Annotated in this window: 16 protein-coding genes; 9 read left to right on the forward strand and 7 right to left on the reverse strand. The window is 64.3% G+C overall.

The annotated features are described in order from the left end of the window. Nucleotides 1-22: 22 nt before the first annotated feature. The 7 genes from AC0L2V_RS25325 (at nt 23) to AC0L2V_RS25355 (ending at nt 9,879) form a co-directional block, all read left to right on the forward strand. Nucleotides 23-1,372 (forward strand): FAD/NAD(P)-binding protein, encoded by a 1,350-nt coding sequence (locus tag AC0L2V_RS25325; protein ID WP_473521513.1) that lies wholly within the window; start codon nt 23-25, stop codon nt 1,370-1,372. A gap of 192 nt (nt 1,373-1,564) precedes the next feature. Then, nucleotides 1,565-2,992 (forward strand): pyridoxal-phosphate dependent enzyme, encoded by a 1,428-nt coding sequence (locus AC0L2V_RS25330; protein ID WP_473521514.1) that lies wholly within the window; start codon nt 1,565-1,567, stop codon nt 2,990-2,992. Further along, nucleotides 2,989-4,167 (forward strand): cystathionine gamma-synthase, encoded by a 1,179-nt coding sequence (locus AC0L2V_RS25335; RefSeq protein ID WP_473521515.1) that lies wholly within the window; start codon nt 2,989-2,991, stop codon nt 4,165-4,167. The genes AC0L2V_RS25330 and AC0L2V_RS25335 overlap by 4 nt, the downstream gene beginning before the upstream one ends. Nucleotides 4,168-4,351: 184 nt before the next feature. Next, the gene (locus AC0L2V_RS25340) at nt 4,352-5,329 is read left to right on the forward strand and encodes a GlxA family transcriptional regulator (protein WP_473521516.1); all 978 of its coding nucleotides are present in this window, start codon (nt 4,352-4,354) and stop codon (nt 5,327-5,329) included. 299 nt (nt 5,330-5,628) lie between these two features. After that, on the forward strand, nt 5,629-6,933 hold the full coding sequence (locus AC0L2V_RS25345; protein ID WP_473521517.1) for a M24 family metallopeptidase: 1,305 nt from the start codon (nt 5,629-5,631) through the stop codon (nt 6,931-6,933). An 85-nt stretch (nt 6,934-7,018) separates the two neighbouring features. Next, on the forward strand, nt 7,019-7,699 hold the full coding sequence (locus tag AC0L2V_RS25350; RefSeq protein ID WP_473521518.1) for an isochorismatase family protein: 681 nt from the start codon (nt 7,019-7,021) through the stop codon (nt 7,697-7,699). Nucleotides 7,700-8,238: 539 nt separating this feature from the next. Then, nucleotides 8,239-9,879, forward strand: a complete 1,641-nt coding sequence (locus AC0L2V_RS25355; RefSeq protein ID WP_473521519.1) for an ABC transporter substrate-binding protein — start codon at nt 8,239-8,241, stop codon at nt 9,877-9,879. 107 nt (nt 9,880-9,986) lie between these two features. Here AC0L2V_RS25355 and AC0L2V_RS25360 read toward each other — a convergent pair whose 3' ends face one another. Continuing rightward, complete coding sequence (locus AC0L2V_RS25360) at nt 9,987-11,525, reverse strand: pyridoxal phosphate-dependent decarboxylase family protein (RefSeq protein ID WP_473511803.1); 1,539 nt, start codon at nt 11,523-11,525, stop codon at nt 9,987-9,989. A gap of 22 nt (nt 11,526-11,547) precedes the next feature. Further along, entirely contained in the window at nt 11,548-12,636 is a 1,089-nt protein-coding gene (locus tag AC0L2V_RS25365) for a PLP-dependent cysteine synthase family protein (RefSeq protein ID WP_473521520.1), read from the reverse strand. A 244-nt stretch (nt 12,637-12,880) separates the two neighbouring features. Between AC0L2V_RS25365 and AC0L2V_RS25370 the strand changes: the two genes are divergently transcribed. Beyond that, nucleotides 12,881-14,923, forward strand: coding sequence for a BTAD domain-containing putative transcriptional regulator (locus AC0L2V_RS25370; RefSeq protein WP_473521521.1), 2,043 nt, complete (start codon nt 12,881-12,883; stop codon nt 14,921-14,923). Between the two features lie 200 nt (nt 14,924-15,123). On the opposite strand, the gene AC0L2V_RS25375 is transcribed toward AC0L2V_RS25370, so the two are convergent. The 5 genes from AC0L2V_RS25375 to AC0L2V_RS25395 all read right to left on the reverse strand — a co-directional run bounded on the left by AC0L2V_RS25375 (nt 15,124) and on the right by AC0L2V_RS25395 (nt 18,510). Beyond that, complete coding sequence (locus AC0L2V_RS25375) at nt 15,124-15,363, reverse strand: hypothetical protein (protein WP_023803696.1); 240 nt, start codon at nt 15,361-15,363, stop codon at nt 15,124-15,126. A 241-nt stretch (nt 15,364-15,604) separates the two neighbouring features. After that, nucleotides 15,605-15,823 carry a hypothetical protein gene (locus AC0L2V_RS25380; protein ID WP_036263676.1) on the reverse strand — a complete coding sequence of 73 codons (219 nt, stop codon included), beginning with the start codon at nt 15,821-15,823 and terminating at the stop codon, nt 15,605-15,607. A gap of 166 nt (nt 15,824-15,989) precedes the next feature. Beyond that, nucleotides 15,990-16,682 carry a L,D-transpeptidase gene (locus AC0L2V_RS25385; RefSeq protein WP_287065731.1) on the reverse strand — a complete coding sequence of 231 codons (693 nt, stop codon included), beginning with the start codon at nt 16,680-16,682 and terminating at the stop codon, nt 15,990-15,992. Continuing rightward, on the reverse strand, nt 16,679-17,644 hold the full coding sequence (locus AC0L2V_RS25390; protein ID WP_473521522.1) for an ABC transporter substrate-binding protein: 966 nt from the start codon (nt 17,642-17,644) through the stop codon (nt 16,679-16,681). Before AC0L2V_RS25390 ends, AC0L2V_RS25385 begins: the two co-directional genes overlap by 4 nt. A 515-nt stretch (nt 17,645-18,159) precedes the next feature. Continuing rightward, nucleotides 18,160-18,510: a hypothetical protein gene (locus AC0L2V_RS25395; protein WP_473521523.1), complete on the reverse strand. Its 351-nt coding sequence runs from the start codon at nt 18,508-18,510 to the stop codon at nt 18,160-18,162. A gap of 93 nt (nt 18,511-18,603) precedes the next feature. Between AC0L2V_RS25395 and AC0L2V_RS25400 the strand changes: the two genes are divergently transcribed. Then, a complete protein-coding gene (locus tag AC0L2V_RS25400) occupies nt 18,604-18,960 on the forward strand; it encodes an SAM domain-containing protein (protein ID WP_473511797.1) in 357 nt (118 codons plus the stop codon). The last annotated feature ends 88 nt before the right edge of the window (nt 18,961-19,048 follow it).

Consider the following 19,048-nt stretch of genomic DNA (forward strand, 5'->3'; position numbering starts at 1 on the left):
TCCTCAGGCAATTGGTGCGCGCATGACCGGCCGCGCAAATTCGATTGTCCCAAGTTCGATCATTATCGTCGGCGGCGGCGCCAGCGGCGTCGTTCTTGCCGCGCATCTGTTGAAGTCGCCCAATCCCGATCTGCGTGTCACGCTGATCGAAAAGCGCCCGCATTTCGGCCAGGGCATCGCCTATTCCACGCTGCTGTCGGCGCATGTGCTGAATGTCAGCGCGGCCGGCATGAGCGCCCATGCCGACGACCCCGGCAATTTCTGGCGCTGGCTGCTTGAGCGCGGCCTGGCAACGCCAGAGCAGGCGCCGGTCTACGCACCGCGCAGCGTCTACGCCCGCTATCTGAAGGAACTGCTGGACGAGCTCGAGGCCCGCGAGACGGGGCGTCTTCGCCTGATCCGCGAGGAGAGCCTGTCGATCTCGCCGACCGGGTCCGGGGTCGAGGTGGCGCTGGCCAACGGTACCAGCGTCGTCGCCCACCTTGCCGTGCTGGCGACCGGACATGACGAGGAGCCAGGTGCCGGCCACGGCCATGCGATCAGGATGGGATCGGAGGCCGACACCGTGCTCGACGGGGAAGCCCGGGTCCTGGTGCTGGGCACGGGGTTGAGCATGGTCGATGCCTTCCTGTCGCTCGAACAACGCGGCCATCGCGGCGAGATTATTGCGGTGTCGCGGCGCGGCCTGCTGCCTTCGCCACACCGCAAGGGCAATCCGATCAAGCTCGACGTCGCCGACATTCCGCTCGGCACCCAGCTTTCCTATTTCGTCGGCTGGTTCCGCGACCTGATCCGGGAAAACCAGAAGGCCGGCATCGACTGGCGCGACGTCGTCGACGGTCTCAGGCCGTTTAACCAGAAGATCTGGCAGAACTGGCCGTCTTCGGCCAAGCGCCGCTTCGTCGAGCACACCAAGGCGTGGTGGGACATCCACCGCCATCGCATGGCGCCGGAAGTCCATGGCCGTGTCACCGAGGCAGTGCAGTCGGGCCGCATCCGGCTTGTCGCCGGGCGCGTCGTCGGCATCACGGCGGGCGACGAATTCAGCGTGCAGGTCCAGTCGCGCCACACGCAAAACATCGAGACGTTCGACGTCGCCCGCATCTACGATTGCACCGGCATCGCCAGGGACATCTCGACAACGTCGAACAGCGTGGTGCGGTCGCTGGTCGACCGCGGGCTGGCCCGGCCGGATCCGCTGCGCCTTGGCCTCGACGTATCGGACAATTGCGAGGTCATCGCCAGCGACGGCACCGTCTCGGCCAAGATCCTGGCGGTCGGGCCACTGACCCGCGGCACCTTCTTCGAGATCGACGCCATACCGGATATTCGCGTGCAATGTGCAAGGCTGGGGAAGCGGTTGCTGGGGTGAGGTCGGCGCTCTACGGCGGTGCTGTCCCGCGACCTTATCGTGATTGGCGTGACGGAGCGGCCCCACCGGAATCCCATTCCCCGTCTGGCCAATGGATTGGCACGATCTATCTTCTTTCAGACTGCAAACGGCTGGAAAAGAAGATAGGCTGACAGCCTGCCCAAGGCGGTCGCTTGACCATGGAGCATCAGCATGAGCGTGCACAAGATCGCCCTCCCGGACAGGGAAATGTCCCGCCTGCGTCCGCCCTATGCATCGGTTCTCGACCTGATCGGACAGACGCCGGTTGTCGAGCTGACCAAATTCGACATCGGCAAGTGCCGGCTGTTCATCAAGCTCGAAAGCCAGAATCCCGGCGGCTCGATCAAGGACCGCATTGCGCTGTCGATGATCGCCGACGCCGAAAAACAGGGCAAGCTGAAGCGCGGCGGCACCATTGTCGAGGCGACCGCCGGCAACACCGGCCTTGGCCTCGCCCAGGTCGGCATCCCCAAGGGCTACCGCATCGTCCTGGTCGTGCCCGACAAGATGTCGCGCGAAAAGATCCAGCATCTGCGGGCGCTCGGCGCAGAAGTGCGCATGACCCGTTCCGATGTCGGCAAGGGCCACGCCGAATATTATCAGGACATGGCCGAAAGGATCGCCGCCGAACTGCCCGGCGCCTTCTATGCCAACCAGTTCGCCAATCCGGCCAATCCGGACGCCCATGAAACCACGACCGGTCCGGAGATCTATTCGCAGCTCGACGGCGACGTCGATGCAGTGGTCGTCGGCGTCGGCTCCGGCGGCACGCTGACCGGGCTTGGCCGCTATTTCGCAAAAACCGCGCCGAAGACCGAGATGATCCTCGCCGATCCGGTCGGTTCGGTGCTGGCGCCCCTGATCAAGACCGGCAAGATGCAAGAGGCCGGCAGCTGGACGGTGGAGGGCATCGGCGAGGATTTCGTCCCGCCCAATGCCGATCTGTCGCTGGTCAAGAAGGCCTACTCGATCCCCGACAAGCAGAGCATGCTGGCGGTGCGCGACCTGCTCTCCAAGGAGGGCATCCTCGCCGGCTCGTCCTCCGGCACGCTGCTTTCGACAGCGCTGCGCTATTGCCGCGAGCAGACCGTGCCGAAGCGGGTCGTCACCTTCGTCTGCGACAGCGGCAACAAATATCTGTCGAAAGTGTTCGACGATTTCTGGCTGATCGAGCAGGGCCTCGCCGAGCACGAGCAGCATGGCGATTTGCGCGACCTGGTGATGCGCACGCACCGCACCGGCGACATCGTGTCTGTCGGCCCGGACGAAAGCCTGCTCAACGCCTATGGCCGCATGCGCCGTTCGGATGTCTCGCAGCTGCCGGTGCTGGACGACGGCAAGCTGGTCGGCATCGTCGACGAAAGCGATATCCTCGCCCACGTCGAAGGCCCTTATGACAGCCGCTGGGACCGTTTCAAGGCCCCGGTGCGCACGGCGATGACCGCCAATCTGCACACGCTGCAGGCCAGCCAGACGCTGGACGCGCTGCTGCCGGTGTTCGACCGCAACGAGGTCGCCATCGTCTTCGACGGCGACGAATTCATCGGCCTGATTACCCGCATCGACCTGATCAACCATCTGAGGCGCCGCGCAAGATGACCATCAAAGCCACCGTATCGGGCAGCAACCGCCTGGCCTTCTCGACGCGCACCATCCATGGCGGCCAGAGCCACGACCCGACGACCGGCGCGGTGATGGTGCCGATCTATGCGACCTCGACCTATGGCCAGCAGAGCCCGGGCGTGCACAAGGGTTTTGAATACGCCCGCAGCCAGAACCCGACCCGCTTTGCCTTCGAGCGCGCGGTGGCAGATCTCGAAAGCGGCGCAGCCGCCTTCGCTTTCGCCTCGGGGCTGGCGGCGATCGCCACGATCTTCGAACTGCTCGATTCCGGCGCCCATGTCGTCGCCACCGACGATATCTATGGCGGCACGTTCCGGCTGCTGGAGCGGGTGCGCAAGCGCTCGGCCAATTTGCAGGTCGACTTCGTCGACTTCACCGATCTGGCCGCGGTCGAAGCGGCGATCCGCCCGGAAACCAGGCTGCTCTGGGTCGAGACGCCGACCAATCCGCTGCTGCGCGTTGTCGATCTCGAAGCGGTCGCAGCCCTGGCCAGGCGCAAAGGCGTGCTCTCGGTCGCCGACAACACTTTTTGCAGCCCCTACCTGCAGCGGCCGCTGGAGCTCGGCATCGACATATCGGTGCATTCGACGACGAAATACCTCAACGGCCATTCCGACATGGTCGGCGGCGTCGCCGTGGTCGGCGACAACAAGGATCTCGCCGACCGGCTGAAATTCCTGCAGAACGCCATCGGCGCCATTTCCGGACCGTTCGACAGTTTCCTGGCGCTGCGCGGCCTCAAGACGCTGGCGCTGAGGATGGAGCGCCATTCGTCGAACGGCCAGAAGATCGCGCACTGGCTGGAAAGCCGCCCCGACATCCGCCGCGTCATCTATCCCGGTCTCCCCAGCCACCCGCAGCACGCCATCGCCAGGCGGCAGATGCACGCCTTCGGCGGCATGATCACGGTCGAGCTCGACCGCGACCTCGCCGGCACCAAACGCTTCCTCGAACACACGCAACTGTTCACGCTGGCCGAAAGCCTCGGCGGCGTCGAAAGCCTGATCGAGCACCCGGCGCTGATGACACATGGCTCGATCCCGGCCGGGAAGCGGGCCGAGATCGGGATTTCCGATTCGCTGGTGCGGTTGTCGGCCGGGATCGAGGATGGCGATGATCTGATTGCGGATCTGGATCAGGCGCTGGGGTGAGGGGAGCTTGGGGCACTCGCTTCTGCAATCGAAAACCGTTCAACCGATGTTGAGGCGATCAATCACCGATGCCGGCAGCGCAAACCTGAAGCGGTTGTTCTGGGACCTGTATGATAGCCGTTGACCTCCGCTGCATCTGGCGAAATTGTAACTTCCTGCAATTGCCGACAGGCCGGTTGAAGCCATGACCATTCGCGAGCGCCACCAACCGATTGCCACCGACACTCCGCTCACCTTCGCGGTCCTGGTCTTCCCCGGCTTTCCGATGATGGCGTTCAGTTCGGTGATCGAGCCGTTGCGCGCGGCCAACGTGCTGGCCAAGAAAGAATGCTACCGCTGGATCATCGTCGGCGCCGCTGAGGGCCCGGTCGCGGCCTCGAACGGGGTCGTCATCCAGCCCGGCTTTTTCGCCGGCGATGCGCCGAAGGTCGACCGCATCGTCGTCTGCTCGGGCGGCGATGCCGATCATCTCGTGGCTGAGGACGCGGTGAGCTGGATCCGCAGGAGCCAGCGCGGCGGCGCCCATATCGGCGCGGTGGCGGATGCTGCCTTCTTCCTGGCGCGGGCCGGCCTGCTCGACGGACATGCCTGCACCTTGCACTGGACCAGCCAGGCGGCCTTCACCGAGGCGTTTCCGGACATTGAGCTCAGGCGCGATCTCTATGTCATCGACCGCAAGCGCTTCACTTCGGCCGGCGGCGTCGGCAGCCTCGACATGATGCTGGAGATCATCACATCAGATTATGGCGCCGAACTCGCGGCCGGCGTCGCCGAATGGTTCGTGCACAGCCCGCTGCGCTCCAGCGTCGACCGCAAGCTGATGCCGCTGCGGCTGCGCACCGGCGTCCAGAACGAGCTGGTGCTGGCGGCCATCGCCATCATGGAGGATGCGGTGGAGGAGCGACTCGGCATGGCTGATCTGGCGGAAAAGCTCGGCGTCTCCTCCGACAAGCTCGAACGAAACTTTCGCTCCGAGCTCAGCGTCTCACCCAACGGCTATTACCGCCGCCTGCGGCTGAAGCGCGCCGCCGACCTTTTGGCGCATTCGACACTGATGGTGCGCGACGTGGCGCTCGCCTGCGGTTTTGCTTCGATGTCGAGCTTTGCGCGGGCGTTCCGGGAAGAGCATGGGCATGCGCCGAAGGTGATGCGGCGGCATTAGGGCGCTAACCAGGCCGCGCCGCGTTCCCGCCCACCCCCCTCTGGCCTGCCGGCTATCTCCCCCTCAAGGGGAGAGATTGGCAGCTTCGATGCTCCGCTCTTCCTGCGACGGTAGAAATTCTCGAAAGCGGTGATGACGGCCGATCTCCCCCTTGAGGGGGAGATGTCCGGCAGGACAGAGGGGGCGCCGTAGAGCGCCGCGGAACGACTTCAAGCGGTATCTCGCACAACATCTGCGGTATCCCGCACAAGCTCATCGCGGCGCACCGCTATGTTCAGGGCCTCTTCCAGGAGGCACCCGTGAGCATCGTCGTTTTCGACCCCGACAGCACTGAGGACGTCGACTTCAAGGACCGTATGCGCCACCCGGCGGCGGCCGATCCGGCCGGCGGCATGTGGCTGTCCGACACCGAGCCGTCCTTCATCGATGCGGACGCGCTGCGCAAAGGCCGGCTGGCGAAGCTGCGTGCCTGGATGCGCGAGGCCGGCTATGGCGGCGTCGTGCTGTTCGACCCCTACAACCAGCGCTACGCCACCGGCTCGCGCAACATGTTCGGCTACTTTCTGCGCAACTCGACGCGCTACTTCTTCATCCCGACCGAAGGGCCGGTCGTGCTGTTCGAATATCCACAGAGCTATCATGTCTCGATGGTGCTCGACACGATCGACGAGGCGCGGCCGTCCAGGCTGGTGTGGTCTTCGGTGTCGGGCCGCGACGACGAGACCGCCGGCCCGTTCGCCGACGAAATCACGGAGCTGCTCAAGGCGCATGGCGGCGGCTCGATGAAGCTCGGCCTCGACCGCTGCGGCCATCTGCAGGCGCTGGCGCTGGAAAAGCGCGGCTGCGAGGTCCGGGATTGCCAGGGCGAGATCCTCGCCGTGCGGGCGGTCAAGACGCCCGAAGAGGTAAAATGCCTGCAGGTATCGATGGCCGGCGCCGAGGCGGCCGTCTATGCGGTGCGCGAGGCGATCAAGCCCGGCGTGTCCGAGAACGACCTGTTCGCCATCATGTATCACGAGGTGATCCGCCAGGGCGGCGAGTTCATCGAAACCCGGCTCTTGACCTCGGGCCAGCGCACCAATCCGTGGTTCAACGAAGCCAGCGGCCGCAAGATCAGGCCCGGCGAACTCTTGGCGCTGGATACCGATACGATCGGCTGCTACGGCTATTATTCGGACTTCTCGCGCACCTTCCGCTGCGGCCCGGGCAAGCCGACGGATTATCAGAAATCGCTCTACCGCATGGCCCACGACCAGGTTCAGCACAATATCTCGATCGTCAGGCCGGGCATGGCGTTTCGCGAGATCGCCGAAAAGGCCTGGAAGATCCCGGACCGCTTCGTCGACCAGCGCTACACGTCTGTCATGCACGGCGTCGGCATGCATGGCGAGACGCCGTTCATCGCGCACGCCATGGACTACGAGACTTATGGCCGCGACGGGTTTGTCGCGCCCGGCATGGTGGTCAGCGTCGAGAGCTATATCGGCGAGAAAGGCGGACGCGAGGGCGTCAAGCTCGAGGACGAGATCCTGGTCACCGAAACCGGCACCGAGCTTCTGTCGCGCTTTCCCTATGAGGACGATTTTCTGGAGAAAGAAGTTTGATCCCGGCATCCACCACCAATCGAGGTGCGGTATCGCAAATCCTCGGGACTAACCGCAGCGCTCATGCTTTCGTTCAGGTGTCCGCATGAAGGGTCCGGTCTCGATCAAACGCGGCACGGTGGCCGCAGTGTTCGTCGACCTCCAGGAGGAGCATCGGCAGGACAAGCGTTACCTGGTCGAGGGTTTCGCCGACATCCTCGCCAACGTCCAGCGCCTGCAGGCGGCGGCACGGGCCAACGATGTGCTGCTCTACCATTCGGCCTATATCGTCGATCTCACCAGGGAGGCGCGGCGGTTCCATCCGGTCGATGCCAATGGCAGGTCGGCCTTCTCCGACAAGGACGATCCGCTGACGGCGATCTGTCCGGAAGTGGCGCCGGTCGCCGGCGAGATGATGCTGGTCAAAACCGAGGCCAGCGCCTTCGGTGCGGGCCCTGCCGCCGGCCGGCTAAAGGCCGAAGGCATCGAGTGGCTGGTCGTTGCCGGCGTATGGACCGAGGCCTGCATCGACGCCACCGTCAGGGATGCGGTGTCATCAGGCTTTCGCGTGCTGCTGGTCAAGGACGCCTGCGGCAGCGGCAGCACGGCGATGCACCAGACCGCCATCCTCAACCTTGCCAACCGGCTCTATGGCGGCGCCGTGACAACCACCGACGGCGCCTGCCGGCTGATGGCAGGCGAGACGGTCGATGCATGGCAGGTCGTGGGCTCGGTGCCTTTGCGCTTCACCTATGAAAACGCCGCCCGGCTATATGACGAACTCTGACGCTTTGCCGCGCCTGGTGGTACGAGGAGTCGCGCCCCGTCCACAGTTTCCTGCGCGCCCGCAATACCTTGCCGCGGGCCGGCGAAGCCTTCACCCGCATCGTCGCCGCCATCGCCACGCTCGGCAAGGGCGAGTGGTTGTAGGGAACCCGCGAATGCCCCCTCATCCGGCCGCTTCGCGGCCACCTTCTCCCCGAGGGGAGAAGAGATCGCCACGCCGGTGCCAGCCTCTTCTCCCCGCCGGGGAGAAGGTGGCCCGAAGGGCCGGATGAGGGGGCCTTACAAGCACCCCGCTTCCACCTCTGCGGAACAGCGCACAACGCCTGCGGAAACCCGAACACTTCCCCGCTGAATCCCGCACTATCATCGCCTATGGCCAAGGGGGCCCCCCGCGCCCCCCCCCCCCCCCCCCCCCCCCCCCCCCCCCCCCCCCCCCCCCCCCCCCCCCCCCCCCGCCCCCCCCCCGGCCGGCCGCGCGCCCGGCCCCCCCCCCCCCCCCCCGCCGCCCCCCCCCGGCCCCCCGACAGGGAGGATTCAACGATGAAGTTGATGCTGACCGACAGAGCGCTGCATCCGCAGGCCGAGCCCGTCGCCGACGGTTTTAAAAAAGGCAGCATGAACCGGCGCGAATATCTCGCCACCATGGCAGCACTCGGCGTCGGCGTCGCCGGCGCGCTGGCGCTGGGCGGCCTCGCGCCTTCACCGGCCAGGGCGCAGGAGCCGAAGCGCGGCGGCGTCTTGCGCGTCGCCATGAACGTCAAGGGCTGGAAGGACCCGCGCACCTTCGACGGCGTCGAAATGTCCAATGTTGCCCGCCACTGCAACGAGTATCTGGTGCGCTGGAACCGCGACTTCACCTTCGAGCCGTGGCTGCTCGAGAGTTGGGAGACCAGCGACGACGCCCGCGTGCTGACGCTGCACGTCCGCAAGGGCATCACCTGGTCGAACGGCGACACTTTCAACGCCGACGACGTCGTCCACAACCTGACGCGCTGGTGCGATGCGAGCGTTGCCGGCAATTCGGTCGCCGAGCGGATGGGGGCGCTGGTCGACGCCGCCACCAAGAAGCCGATCGACGGCGGCATCGAGCGTGTCGACGACTTTACCGTCCGGCTCAATCTGCCGAAGCCCGACATTTCGCTGATTGCCGGCATGACCGACTATCCGGCGCTGATCATGCACCGCAGTTACGACGGCGACGGCGATCCGCTGAAGGCCCTGGCGATCACCACTGGACCTTGCGAACTGGTGGCATGGGACGCCGAGGTCGGCGCCGAGGTCCGCCGCAAGGACAAGCCGTGGTGGAAGGGCGACTTCTGGCTCGACGGCATCCAATGGGTCGACTACGGCTCCGATCCCAATGCGATGTTTTCGGCCTTCGAATCGGGCGAGATCGACACCAACCACGAAACCGCCGCCGATACCGTCTCGCAGACCGACGCCATGGGTCTTAGCAATTCCGAGCTTGCCACCGGCTCGACCATCGTCGCCCGCTTCAACGTCGGCAATCCGCCCTATGGCGACATCAGGGTGCGGCGCGCCGCCCAGCTCGCCGTCGACAATGCCGCAATCCTGAAGATCGGCATGGACGACCGCGGCAAGCCGGCCGAGAACCATCATGTCGGCCCGATGCATGCCGAATACGCCGATATCGGCCCGGCCGTCCGCAATGTCGACGAAGCCAAGGCGCTGCTTGCCGAGGCCGGCAAGTCCGATCACGAATACGAGCTCATCTCCGTCGATGTCGACTGGCAGAAGAACACCGGCGACGCCATCGCTGCGCAGATGCGCGACGCCGGGCTGAAGGTCAAACGGACCGTGCTGCCGGCGGCGACGTTCTGGAACGACTGGAGCAAATATCCTTTCTCCTGCACCGAGTGGCTCGGCCGGCCGCTGGGCGTCCAGGTGCTGGCGCTGGCCTACAGATCGGGCGCTGCCTGGAACGAGACCGCCTACGCCAATCCGGAGTTCGACGCCTTGCTCGACAAGGCGCTGGCCACACCCGACGCCAGTGCGCGCAAGGAGATCATGGCCAAGATCGAGCAGAATCTGCGCGACTCCGGCATCATCATCCAGCCCTACTGGCGCTCGGTCTACCGGACGTTCCGCAAGGGCGTGCATGGCTGCGAGCAGCACCAGTCTCTGGAGCAGCATTTCGACAAGGTCTGGCTCGAGGCGTGATCGCGGGTCTTTCCTTCTCCCCTTGTGGGAGAAGGTGGATTGGCGCGCAGCGCCAAGACGGAAGAGGGGTGCTGGATGGAGTGCGGCGGTGCCAAGCTGGAACACCCTCATCCGGCCGCTTCGCGGCCACCTTCTCCCACAAGGGGAGAAGGCAGAGCCGCGCCACGCCTTGAAACCTCCCGTCCAAGCCGCACCGTCTCCCGCACCAGCAAATCCAGGTCGTCGCGCCGGGTGCGGTGGTTGTTGATCGCTGCCCTGAGGCAATGCTGGCCGTGCACCGTCGTATCCGAAAGGGCGGCGATGCCGTCTTCCTGCAGCCGCAGCATGATCTCGGTGTTGAGCGCCTTCTGCCGCTCTCCCGTCAGCCCGTCGCCACGGTAGCGAAAACAGACGATGTTGATGCTCGGTGGCGCGACGAGTTCCACCAGCGGTTCGGCCTCGATCAGCGCGCCGAGATAATGTCCTTGCGCGATGTTCTGGTCGATCAGGCGGCCGAATTTCTCGATGCCGTGCTGCTTCAGCGCCATCCACACCTTCAGCGCGCGAAAACCGCGTGACGTCTGCAGGCCAAAATCATGCAGCCACTGGCCCGAGGCGAGGCCGCGCGGCGTCGATTCGAGATATTCCGGCGTCACAGCGAACGTGCTGCGATGGGTCGCGGCGTCCCTGATCAGCACGCAGCCGACCTCGAAAGGGGCGTGCAGCCATTTGTGCGGGTCGAGCGCGATCGAGTCGGCGTGCTCGATGCCGGCAACGCGGTGGGAATTTTCCGGCGCGATGGCGATCAGCGCGCCGATGCAGCCGTCGACATGGAACCAGAGATCTTCCTGCGCCGCCAGCCTTGCCAGCGCCTGCAGATCATCGATCGCACCGGTATTCACGGTGCCGGCCGTGCCGATCACGCAGGCCGGCCGAAAACCCGCCTGGCGGTCCTCAGTGATCGCCGCCCGCAACGCGTCGATGTCGATCCGCAATCCGGCATCGGTCGGGATGCGGCGCAGCGCGCGGTTGCCGAGGCCGAGCGCCTCCATCGCCTTGCGATGGCAGGAGTGAAGCTGGTCCGAGCCATAGAAACGCAGCGGCTTGTCGATGGCGGCAACGCCATGCTCGCGCACGTCGATGCCAGCCCTGGCGTTGCGGGCCACGGTCAGGCCAATGATGTTGGCCATCGAGCCGCCGCTGACCAGCGTGCCGCTGGCTGATTGCGGAATGCCCATCATCTGCTTGCACCAGTCGACGACCTGGCTGTCCATCAGCGCGGCGGCATGGTTGCCGCCGCCGAGGTTGGAGCCCTGCACCGCCGCCAGGAAATCGCCGAGCGCCCCGGTGAAATTGCTCGACCCCATGTACCAGGACCAGAAGCGCGGATGGATGTTGCCCATCGGGTAGGCCATCACGTTGCGGGCGACCTCGCCATAGACCTGGGCCAGCGGTTGAGGCGATTGCGGCAGCGGCTCTGCGAAAAATTCTCTCACCTCCGCCGGCATGTCCTGCCACACCGGGCGTTGCCTGACATCGCGCAGATAGTCGACGGCGTCGTCGACGATCCGGTGTGACAGCGCCTGCACATCGGCCCAGTCGACCGGATCGAGCGTTTCTTCGGCAACCATACCGGCAGTGCCGGCGGCTTTCAGCATGGCGTCCATCCGCGTTGCTCCCGATGCGCAATTATTCGGCCGGGAACTGGCAGCCTGGCGTTGAGCGCGACAGCGCGATCTCCTCGGCGTCCATCTCGGCTTCGATGCCGTCGAACAGCGGCGTCGTCATATAGCGTTCGCCGGTGTCGGGAAGCATGCACAGGATCACCGAGCCGGGTGCAGCTTTTTCCGCAATCTGGCGTGCCACGGCAAAGGTCGCTCCGCCGGAGATGCCGGTGAAAATCCCTTCCTTTTGCGCCAGCGCCTTGGCCCATTTGATGCCCTCGGGCCCGGCAATCGGCACCACCTCGTCGTAGAGGCTGGCGTCGACCGCCTCCTGCAGGACGTTGGGAATGAAATCCGGCGTCCAGCCCTGGATCGGGTGCGGCTCGAAGGCCGGATGGCTGGCGGCGGGTGCGCCGTCGGCGCCGCGCTGCTGCGCCTTGCCGCTGCCGATGAGCTGGGCGTTGGCAGGTTCGGCCAGCACGATCCGGGTTTCGGGACGCTCGCGGCGCAGCACGCGCCCGACACCGACGACGGTGCCGCCGGTTCCGTAGCCGGTGACGAAGCAGTCGAGCCGCGATCCGGCGAAGTCGTTGATGATCTCGCGCGCCGTCGTCGCCTCGTGAATGGCGGCATTGGCGATGGTCTCGAACTGGCGGGCCAGGAACCAGCCATTCGCCTCGGCGAGTTCGACCGCCTTGTTGTACATGCCAAAACCCTTCTGGGCGCGCGGCGTCAGCACCACCTTGGCGCCCAGCATGCGCATCAGCTTGCGGCGCTCGACGGAGAAACTGTCGGCCATCGTCACCACCAGCGGATAGCCCTTCTGCGCGCAGACCATGGCCAGCCCGATGCCGGTGTTGCCGCTGGTCGCCTCGACGATGGTCTGGCCCGGTTTCAGGGCGCCGCTGCGCTCGCCCTCTTCGATGATGTTGAGCGCCAGCCGGTCCTTCACCGATGCCGCCGGATTGAAGAACTCGGCCTTCACATAGATCGTCACATGATCGGGGCCGAGATTGTTGATCCTGATCACCGGCGTGTCGCCGACCGTGTCGATAATGCTGTCGAACAGGCGGCCGCGCCCGGCCGTAGTCCTGATTTTCCGTTGCTGCAACATGTCTGCTCTCCCCTTATTGTTGTCGTCACGAGGTGTCGTCGTCACGAACCGGTTACAAACCGGCGGCTTGGGCGGCGAGGTTTCGAGACCTTGCCGCAGTACGGTTCCGGTGCCGCCAACGCGGCCCGGAACGGTGGCAATGCCGGCAACCGGCGCGGAAAATTCGTTGCCGGATGCACTCGATCGCTTTCGATGGTAAAGCAAAGGACAACTGGCCAGCGTGGGAGCAAGCGTGGAAACGCACGTGGAATCCGCTCGATCGAGCCTGGACGGCGCAGCGGCCGGGCTGTCCGTGCGGCTGCTCGGGCCGCTGACGGTCATCCGCGACGGCGCCCCCGTGCAACTGCCGGCATCGCGCAAGCTGCGCGCGCTCTTCACCTATCTGGCGCTCGCGCCGCATGCCGTCGGCCGCAGCCGTTTGTGCGAACTTTTGTGGGATGTGCCGAACGATCCCCGCGGCGAGCTTCGCTGGTGCCTCAGCAAGCTCAGGGGCATTTTTGACGAACCGGATCGCCACAGGATCGAAACATCAGGCGACACGGTCGCGCTCGATCTGAAGGGCATTTCCGTCGACGCCGTCGATGTCGCCTCGGCCGCCGCCAGCGGCATCGAGACGCTCGATCTTGGGCGGTTGCAGGCCCTGTCCAGCCTGTTTGTCGGCGATTTCCTCGACGGGCTGGAGATCGACCGCAGCCCGCATTTCAACAGCTGGCTTATCGCGCAACGCCGCCGCTTCAGCTCGTGGCACGCCGCCATTCTGGAACAGCTGGTCAGCAAGCTGCCGGCGGATGCCGACGAAATGTCCGCGCATCTGGAGACATGGCTGGAACTCAATCCGTTCGACGAGCGCGCGCACGTGGCTCTTCTGACAAGCCTGGCGCGACGCGGCCAGATCGCCGCCTGCGAGGACCATCTTGCCTCGGCGGCGCAGCTGTTTGCTTCGGAGGATCTGGATTTCGGACCCGTTCGTGAGGCATGGCGGACGATCCGCAGCGAACGACCTGCCGCGACGCTCCGGGCGCAGCCGGCGCTGTTGCCGGCAGCCGTGCAAGCGTCAATTGTGCTTCCCCATGCCGATACTGCTACGTCGAAGGCGTCGCTCGCGGTGATGCCGTTTATCGAGGAAGCCGGGATCGGCGGCCCTCGCGGCGGCCCCTTTCGCGGTGGATTGGCCGACGGCCTGACCCACGACATCATCACCCGTTTAGCCAAGCTCAGGGATTTCTTCGTCATCGCCCGCGGCTCAGTCTTTGCGCTGGCCGAAAAGAACATCGCGCCGGAAGATGCCGGCCGGCGACTCAACGTCGACTACGTCGCCACCGGGACGGTGCGCAGCCAGGCTGGCCGTGTCGCGGTCAGCGTCGAACTTGTCGAGGTGCGCACGGCCAGGATCGTCTGGGCCGACACCTTCGAACGCAGGCCCGACGACATCTTTGCCGTCCTCAACGACATCGGCGACAGCATCGTCTCGTCGATCTCGGCCGAGATCGAGATGGTCGAGCGCAACCGCGCCATGCTGAAAGCCCCCAGCTCGCTGAATGCCTGGGAGGCTTACCATCGCGGCCTCTGGCACATGTATCGCTTCACCCGCACGGAAAACGAGCAGGCCCGGCATTTCTTCGACATGGCCCTGAAGCTCGATCCGACCTTCGCCCGCGCCTATGCCGGCCTGTCCTTCACCCATTGGCAGAACGCCTTTCAGCGCTGGGGAGACCGCGACCAGGAAAGCGCGCTCGCCTTCGAGACCGCCGGCCAAAGTCTTCTGGTCGACGATCACAATCCGGCCGCGCACTGGGCCATGGGCCGGGCGCTGTGGTTACGCGGCGAGCAGGACGGCTCGCTCATCGAGCTGGAACGGGCCGTCGATCTCAGCCCCAACTTTGCGCTCGGCCACTACGCGCTTTCGTTTGTCCACTCGCAGTCGGGTGATCCGAACGCGGCGATCGGTTCATCCGATCACTCGCGCCATCTAAGTCCGTTCGATCCGCTGCTGTTCGGCATGCTCGGCGCCAGGGCGATGGCGCATGTCCGCCTCGGGCAGTTCGACGAGGCCGCCGAATGGGCGCTGAAGGCCGCCGCCCGTCCCAACGCGCATGCCATTATCCTGGCGATCGCGGCGCACTGCCTTGCGCTGGCGGGGCGGCTTGACGAGGCCCGCACTTTCGCGGCCGCCATCCGCAAGACGCTGCCGAACTACTGTGCCGACGATTTCATCGGCACCTTCCGCTTCGAGCCGGACGCCGCAGCCCTGTTCCGGCAAGGCGCTAGGCGCATCGGCTTGGGGTGAACCAACCCACGCGGCCCTGCCGGTGGAGAGCTTCCCTTCTCCCCTTGTGGGAGAAGGTGGATCGGCGCGCAGCGCCGAGACGGTTGAGGGGTGCTGGACGGATCACCGTGGTGCCAAGCTGGAACACCCCTCATCCGACCGAGCTTCGCTCGGCCACCTTCTCCCACAGGGGGAGAAGGGGGAGCATAGCTTGCCCGCAATTATATGCCGAGCATCGACTTGGCTTGGTTGAGCGCAGCCTCCGACCCTGCATGATCGCCGGCGGCGTGCAATTTCTCGCCTTGGGCGCGCAGTTCCTTGACTTTGTTCATGTCGGCCTCGGCCAGCGTCGCGGTCGGCAACGCCGCGTCGATCGCGGCCATGATGGTCGGGCATGAATTTGCAAAGGCTGCCGCAGGAACGACCGCCAGGAAAACCGCGAGCGAAATTGATCGTAACATGGACGTTTCTCCCTTGCCGGAACGCGCAATTTCGCCGACCGGCGCAGGAATGGTACAGCGAATGCCCGAACCTGCCAATCGCGATGATGCCCCTGGGTTGAGACACGCTGCCGTCGGCCGGGCTTTTTCTCCCAGTGTCTGAACCTCGCCGCGGCTGGTCGCCACCAATCGTCACCTCCGAAGCCGACGCCACGTTCGCGGCAATCGTCAGATCGCCGCAAAATCCTTCGACCAGAGCGGATCAGGTGGGCTGAACGGATTTGACATTGCCTTCGGTATCGACAAGGCAGCTTGTCTTCTTGCCGCTGGCATCGAGTTCGACCCGATAGGTTGTGGAATCGATCTTGCTCGACGAAACCGGAAGTATTTTGCTGCTGTCGGCACCGCTCGCCTTGGCGGCTGCGTCGGCGCAAAGCAGCTGAAGGTCGGCCGGGGCCGTCTCGACCTGGGTCCTGGACATCTGGTCCTGAGGCGGCGGCGGCGGCGTGCTGACGCAAGCGCTCAAGGCCCCCGCCAGGAACCCAATTGCTGTTGCCCGGATCGAAGTTCTCACTGCAGGTTTTGCCGACATTGCTTGTCCCTCTCCGAATGCCGCTTCACACACCCCGGCTTCACACACCCCGGCTTCAAACACCCTTGTAAAGTGCCGCCCCCTGCATGAGAACGATGACCTTGGCCCCAACCTTGACGCGCGATGCCAGGTCGGTGATGTCGTCGTTCCGCATCCGGATGCAGCCTGATGATACGTCGAGCCCGATCGTCCACGGCTCCGGCGTACCGTGTATCCGGTAGATCGTGTCCTGGTCGCGCTCATACAGATAGAGCGCCCTGGCGCCGAGCGGGTTGTCGGGCCCTCCCGGCATGCCTCCCGCATGTTTGACAGCATTCGGATCGCGAGCGACCATTTCGGCCGGCGGCGTCCAGGTCGGCCATTCCGCCATGCGGCCGACGCGCACGATTCCGGCCCATCCAAAGCCTTCCCGGCCGACGCCAATACCGTAGCGCATGGCGCGCTGGCCCGGCTGCACAAGGTAGAGAAAATGCTGGTTGCCGTCGATGATGATCGTACCGGGCGCTTCCGCGGTGCGGAACTTGACCATCTGCGGGCGAAACGCCTCTGGCACTTGATTATGCGCGGCATAGTATTTGCGCGCCTTGGCGCGGTCATAGTCCACCCATTTGCGGGTTTTCGGATCGAAAACCTGGGTTCCGGCAGCCAGCGCAGCCACCGCGACAAGACCGAGCGCTACCGCGACAATTGCCGTCAGGCAGCGCCGCTGGAGAGCGGTGCGTCCCGCGATCGTCAGCTTTCCGGTCATGGATTTGCCCACCCTTGCACCCGAGCGCCCTGCGCGGCGACCCATTGTTTGGCGTACTCGTAAGGATCCTGGCGCTCCACCTGGAGCGCATAACTCATCTTGGTGGCGTCCTCGGGCTTGAGGGCGACCCGTTCCAGGAACGCGACCACCTCAGGATATTTCTTGCGCAGCGAGGTGGCGTAAGCGATGTGGAAATGTGCCGTATCCCATGACACCGGCGCGCTGGACTTCGAGACCCAGAGCGGATCCTCGGAAGGCAGCACGATATTCCACTTTGCCGGGTCAAAAGGCGGCTCGGCAAGCCGGACAATTTCGTGCAGTTCAAACACGTGATGCGGCGCATAGCAGGCAAACACCATCGGATGAGCCGTGGCAACCGCGGCATCGACAGCCGCCATTCCGACATCCTCCGGCGTCTCCAGCAATGTCATTGTCTCGGCGTAGCCATAGCTGTTGGCGCGGACACGCTCGATCGCCGTCGAGGACCAACCCTCGGCGCCAATCCAGAGTTCTCCGCGTCCGTCCCGATCCGTGTCCAACGCGGCGGTTTTGCGCGGGTCGGTGAGATCCGAAATGTCGCGGATGCCAAATTTGTCGGCAGTTTCGCGGGTGGCGCATATGCCCTGCCATGCCGGCACACCGATGGGACTGATGGCTACCGTGCCGGCGCCGTCGACATACTTCTTCACCAGATTGTCCAGGTTGGGCAGCCAGATTTCGGGATGAATATCCACCTCGCCCGAATCGAGGCCGGCAAAGGCAATGAGCGTCCCCATCTCGCGCACATCGGCATCGAGCCCGAAATGTTGCTTCAGGCTGACCTTGAGAATGTTTGCCGTCGCCTGGCCCGACGGCCAGTTCGGCATTGCAATGACGAGATCAGCCGCGTGGACCGGAACCGCCAGCATCGTCAATGCCGCCAGCGACATTCTCCGCAGGCACCGCCGCAATCGGTTGTGCATTTCTATCCCCTCGTTTCGGTGCCGAAAAGAACCGGGACGGGAATAATCTGTCACGGCAAGCACCGGGTTGTGACAGCAGCCCAATGGTCTGACGGCAACTGCTGAAGGTGCAGCAGTGCATTCGCCAAGGAGAGCGCCGTCACATGCCGCCCCTGCACGCTACTCGATGACATTCCGTATGGGAAGATGCTCAAACACGGCCGCCGCGCGACAACCTCAGAGATGTCCGCAGGCATGCGCCTTAAGAACCAGGGGGCGTATCAGGACGCCTTGTTGGGTGAGGTCATTCGCAAGGCGACTGCTTTGTGTAGCAGCCGATGACCCGGAAACCTATGGTTTCCAGGAAATCAAGAGCTTACAAGATGATGGTGCCCAGAAGAGGACTCGAACCTCTAAATTTGGTGGCACCATAACCTGCTGATTTTGCTAATCAACTTAGCCACAGTCAATGACTCGACTATCACAGATTCTGTTACAAGCAAAGCGTTGGCATGTCGAATGGCCGAATAGAACGATTACTCTTCAAAACCGGTCGATTCAGACTTGAACTTGAGCTGCCGTGCGTTCTCCCGAACAAACCCGTCGCTGGCTACTGCGTCGTCCGTGAAGAACTCGGAATGCTTTGATTCCGTTTTACGATTTCCCCTGACTCCGGGTTTCAGATTGCCGAATTTCGTGGCTAGAGGCTGCGATTTCCGGCAAACTGGATGGGCTTGTTCTGCGTGATTCGAGGCGATGACGAAGCTGCGAGGGAAGCGAAAGCGATGCGACTGAAGGAACGGCGCGAGAGCGGCCAGACGGACCTGTTGCGATCCCGGCTCGACCACATCCTCAATATGGATCATGCGCTGGGTGAAGCTGGCCAAGACGATTGACTGGCGCTTCCTAGGGCGGCCACCGGCAGGGATGTTTTGGCTCCAGCGACAGTTTGAACGGTACGAAGCTGCGGGAGCGCTTCATTGGAGCGAGACAAAGAAAATCAACGATGTGGCGCCGTTGTGCTGGCGCTTCGCCCTACCGAGAACGCAATGATGGGTCTTGTTGAGAAAAGCCTGTGGCTCGATTGGTCAGCGGACCACGTACGATACTGGCCTACCGGTAAGTTTTGGTTTCCTGGCGGTGTGCATGTGACGCTCGATGGTGCCAAAGACGCTGCACTGCATGCTGAGCATTTTCAGCGGCTGCACCCTAGCTGGCAGATCCATGTATTTGACACCCACGCTCCGGATGTTCCGATTGTCATAGACTGGGCCGGCTGGCACGACGGCGCCGACAAGTTTGGCCGACGGAACCCTCCATTTCGGATGCGTGAATAAACAGACGGCGTCAGTAGCTAGGTGTGGACGACCGCCTGAGGATCCCATATTTTCCTGCTTGGTTTGTTCGTGTCCAACTTGAACCTAC

This window comes from Mesorhizobium sp. WSM4814, from assembly GCF_055811595.1.

Bases quoted from the DNA above. Each gene is read 5' to 3' on its own strand.
- AC0L2V_RS25360 (WP_473511803.1), bottom strand. From the start codon at position 11,525: ATGGACGCCATGCTGAAAGCCGCCGGCACTGCCGGTATGGTTGCCGAA.
- AC0L2V_RS25325 (WP_473521513.1), top strand. From the start codon at position 23: ATGACCGGCCGCGCAAATTCGATTGTCCCAAGTTCGATCATTATCGTC.
- AC0L2V_RS25375 (WP_023803696.1), bottom strand. From the start codon at position 15,363: ATGTTACGATCAATTTCGCTCGCGGTTTTCCTGGCGGTCGTTCCTGCG.
- AC0L2V_RS25340 (WP_473521516.1), top strand. From the start codon at position 4,352: ATGACCATTCGCGAGCGCCACCAACCGATTGCCACCGACACTCCGCTC.
- AC0L2V_RS25390 (WP_473521522.1), bottom strand. From the start codon at position 17,644: ATGCACAACCGATTGCGGCGGTGCCTGCGGAGAATGTCGCTGGCGGCA.
- AC0L2V_RS25365 (WP_473521520.1), bottom strand. From the start codon at position 12,636: ATGTTGCAGCAACGGAAAATCAGGACTACGGCCGGGCGCGGCCGCCTG.
- AC0L2V_RS25355 (WP_473521519.1), top strand. From the start codon at position 8,239: ATGAAGTTGATGCTGACCGACAGAGCGCTGCATCCGCAGGCCGAGCCC.
- AC0L2V_RS25330 (WP_473521514.1), top strand. From the start codon at position 1,565: ATGAGCGTGCACAAGATCGCCCTCCCGGACAGGGAAATGTCCCGCCTG.
- AC0L2V_RS25380 (WP_036263676.1), bottom strand. From the start codon at position 15,823: ATGTCCAGGACCCAGGTCGAGACGGCCCCGGCCGACCTTCAGCTGCTT.
- AC0L2V_RS25350 (WP_473521518.1), top strand. From the start codon at position 7,019: ATGAAGGGTCCGGTCTCGATCAAACGCGGCACGGTGGCCGCAGTGTTC.
- AC0L2V_RS25385 (WP_287065731.1), bottom strand. From the start codon at position 16,682: ATGACCGGAAAGCTGACGATCGCGGGACGCACCGCTCTCCAGCGGCGC.
- AC0L2V_RS25335 (WP_473521515.1), top strand. From the start codon at position 2,989: ATGACCATCAAAGCCACCGTATCGGGCAGCAACCGCCTGGCCTTCTCG.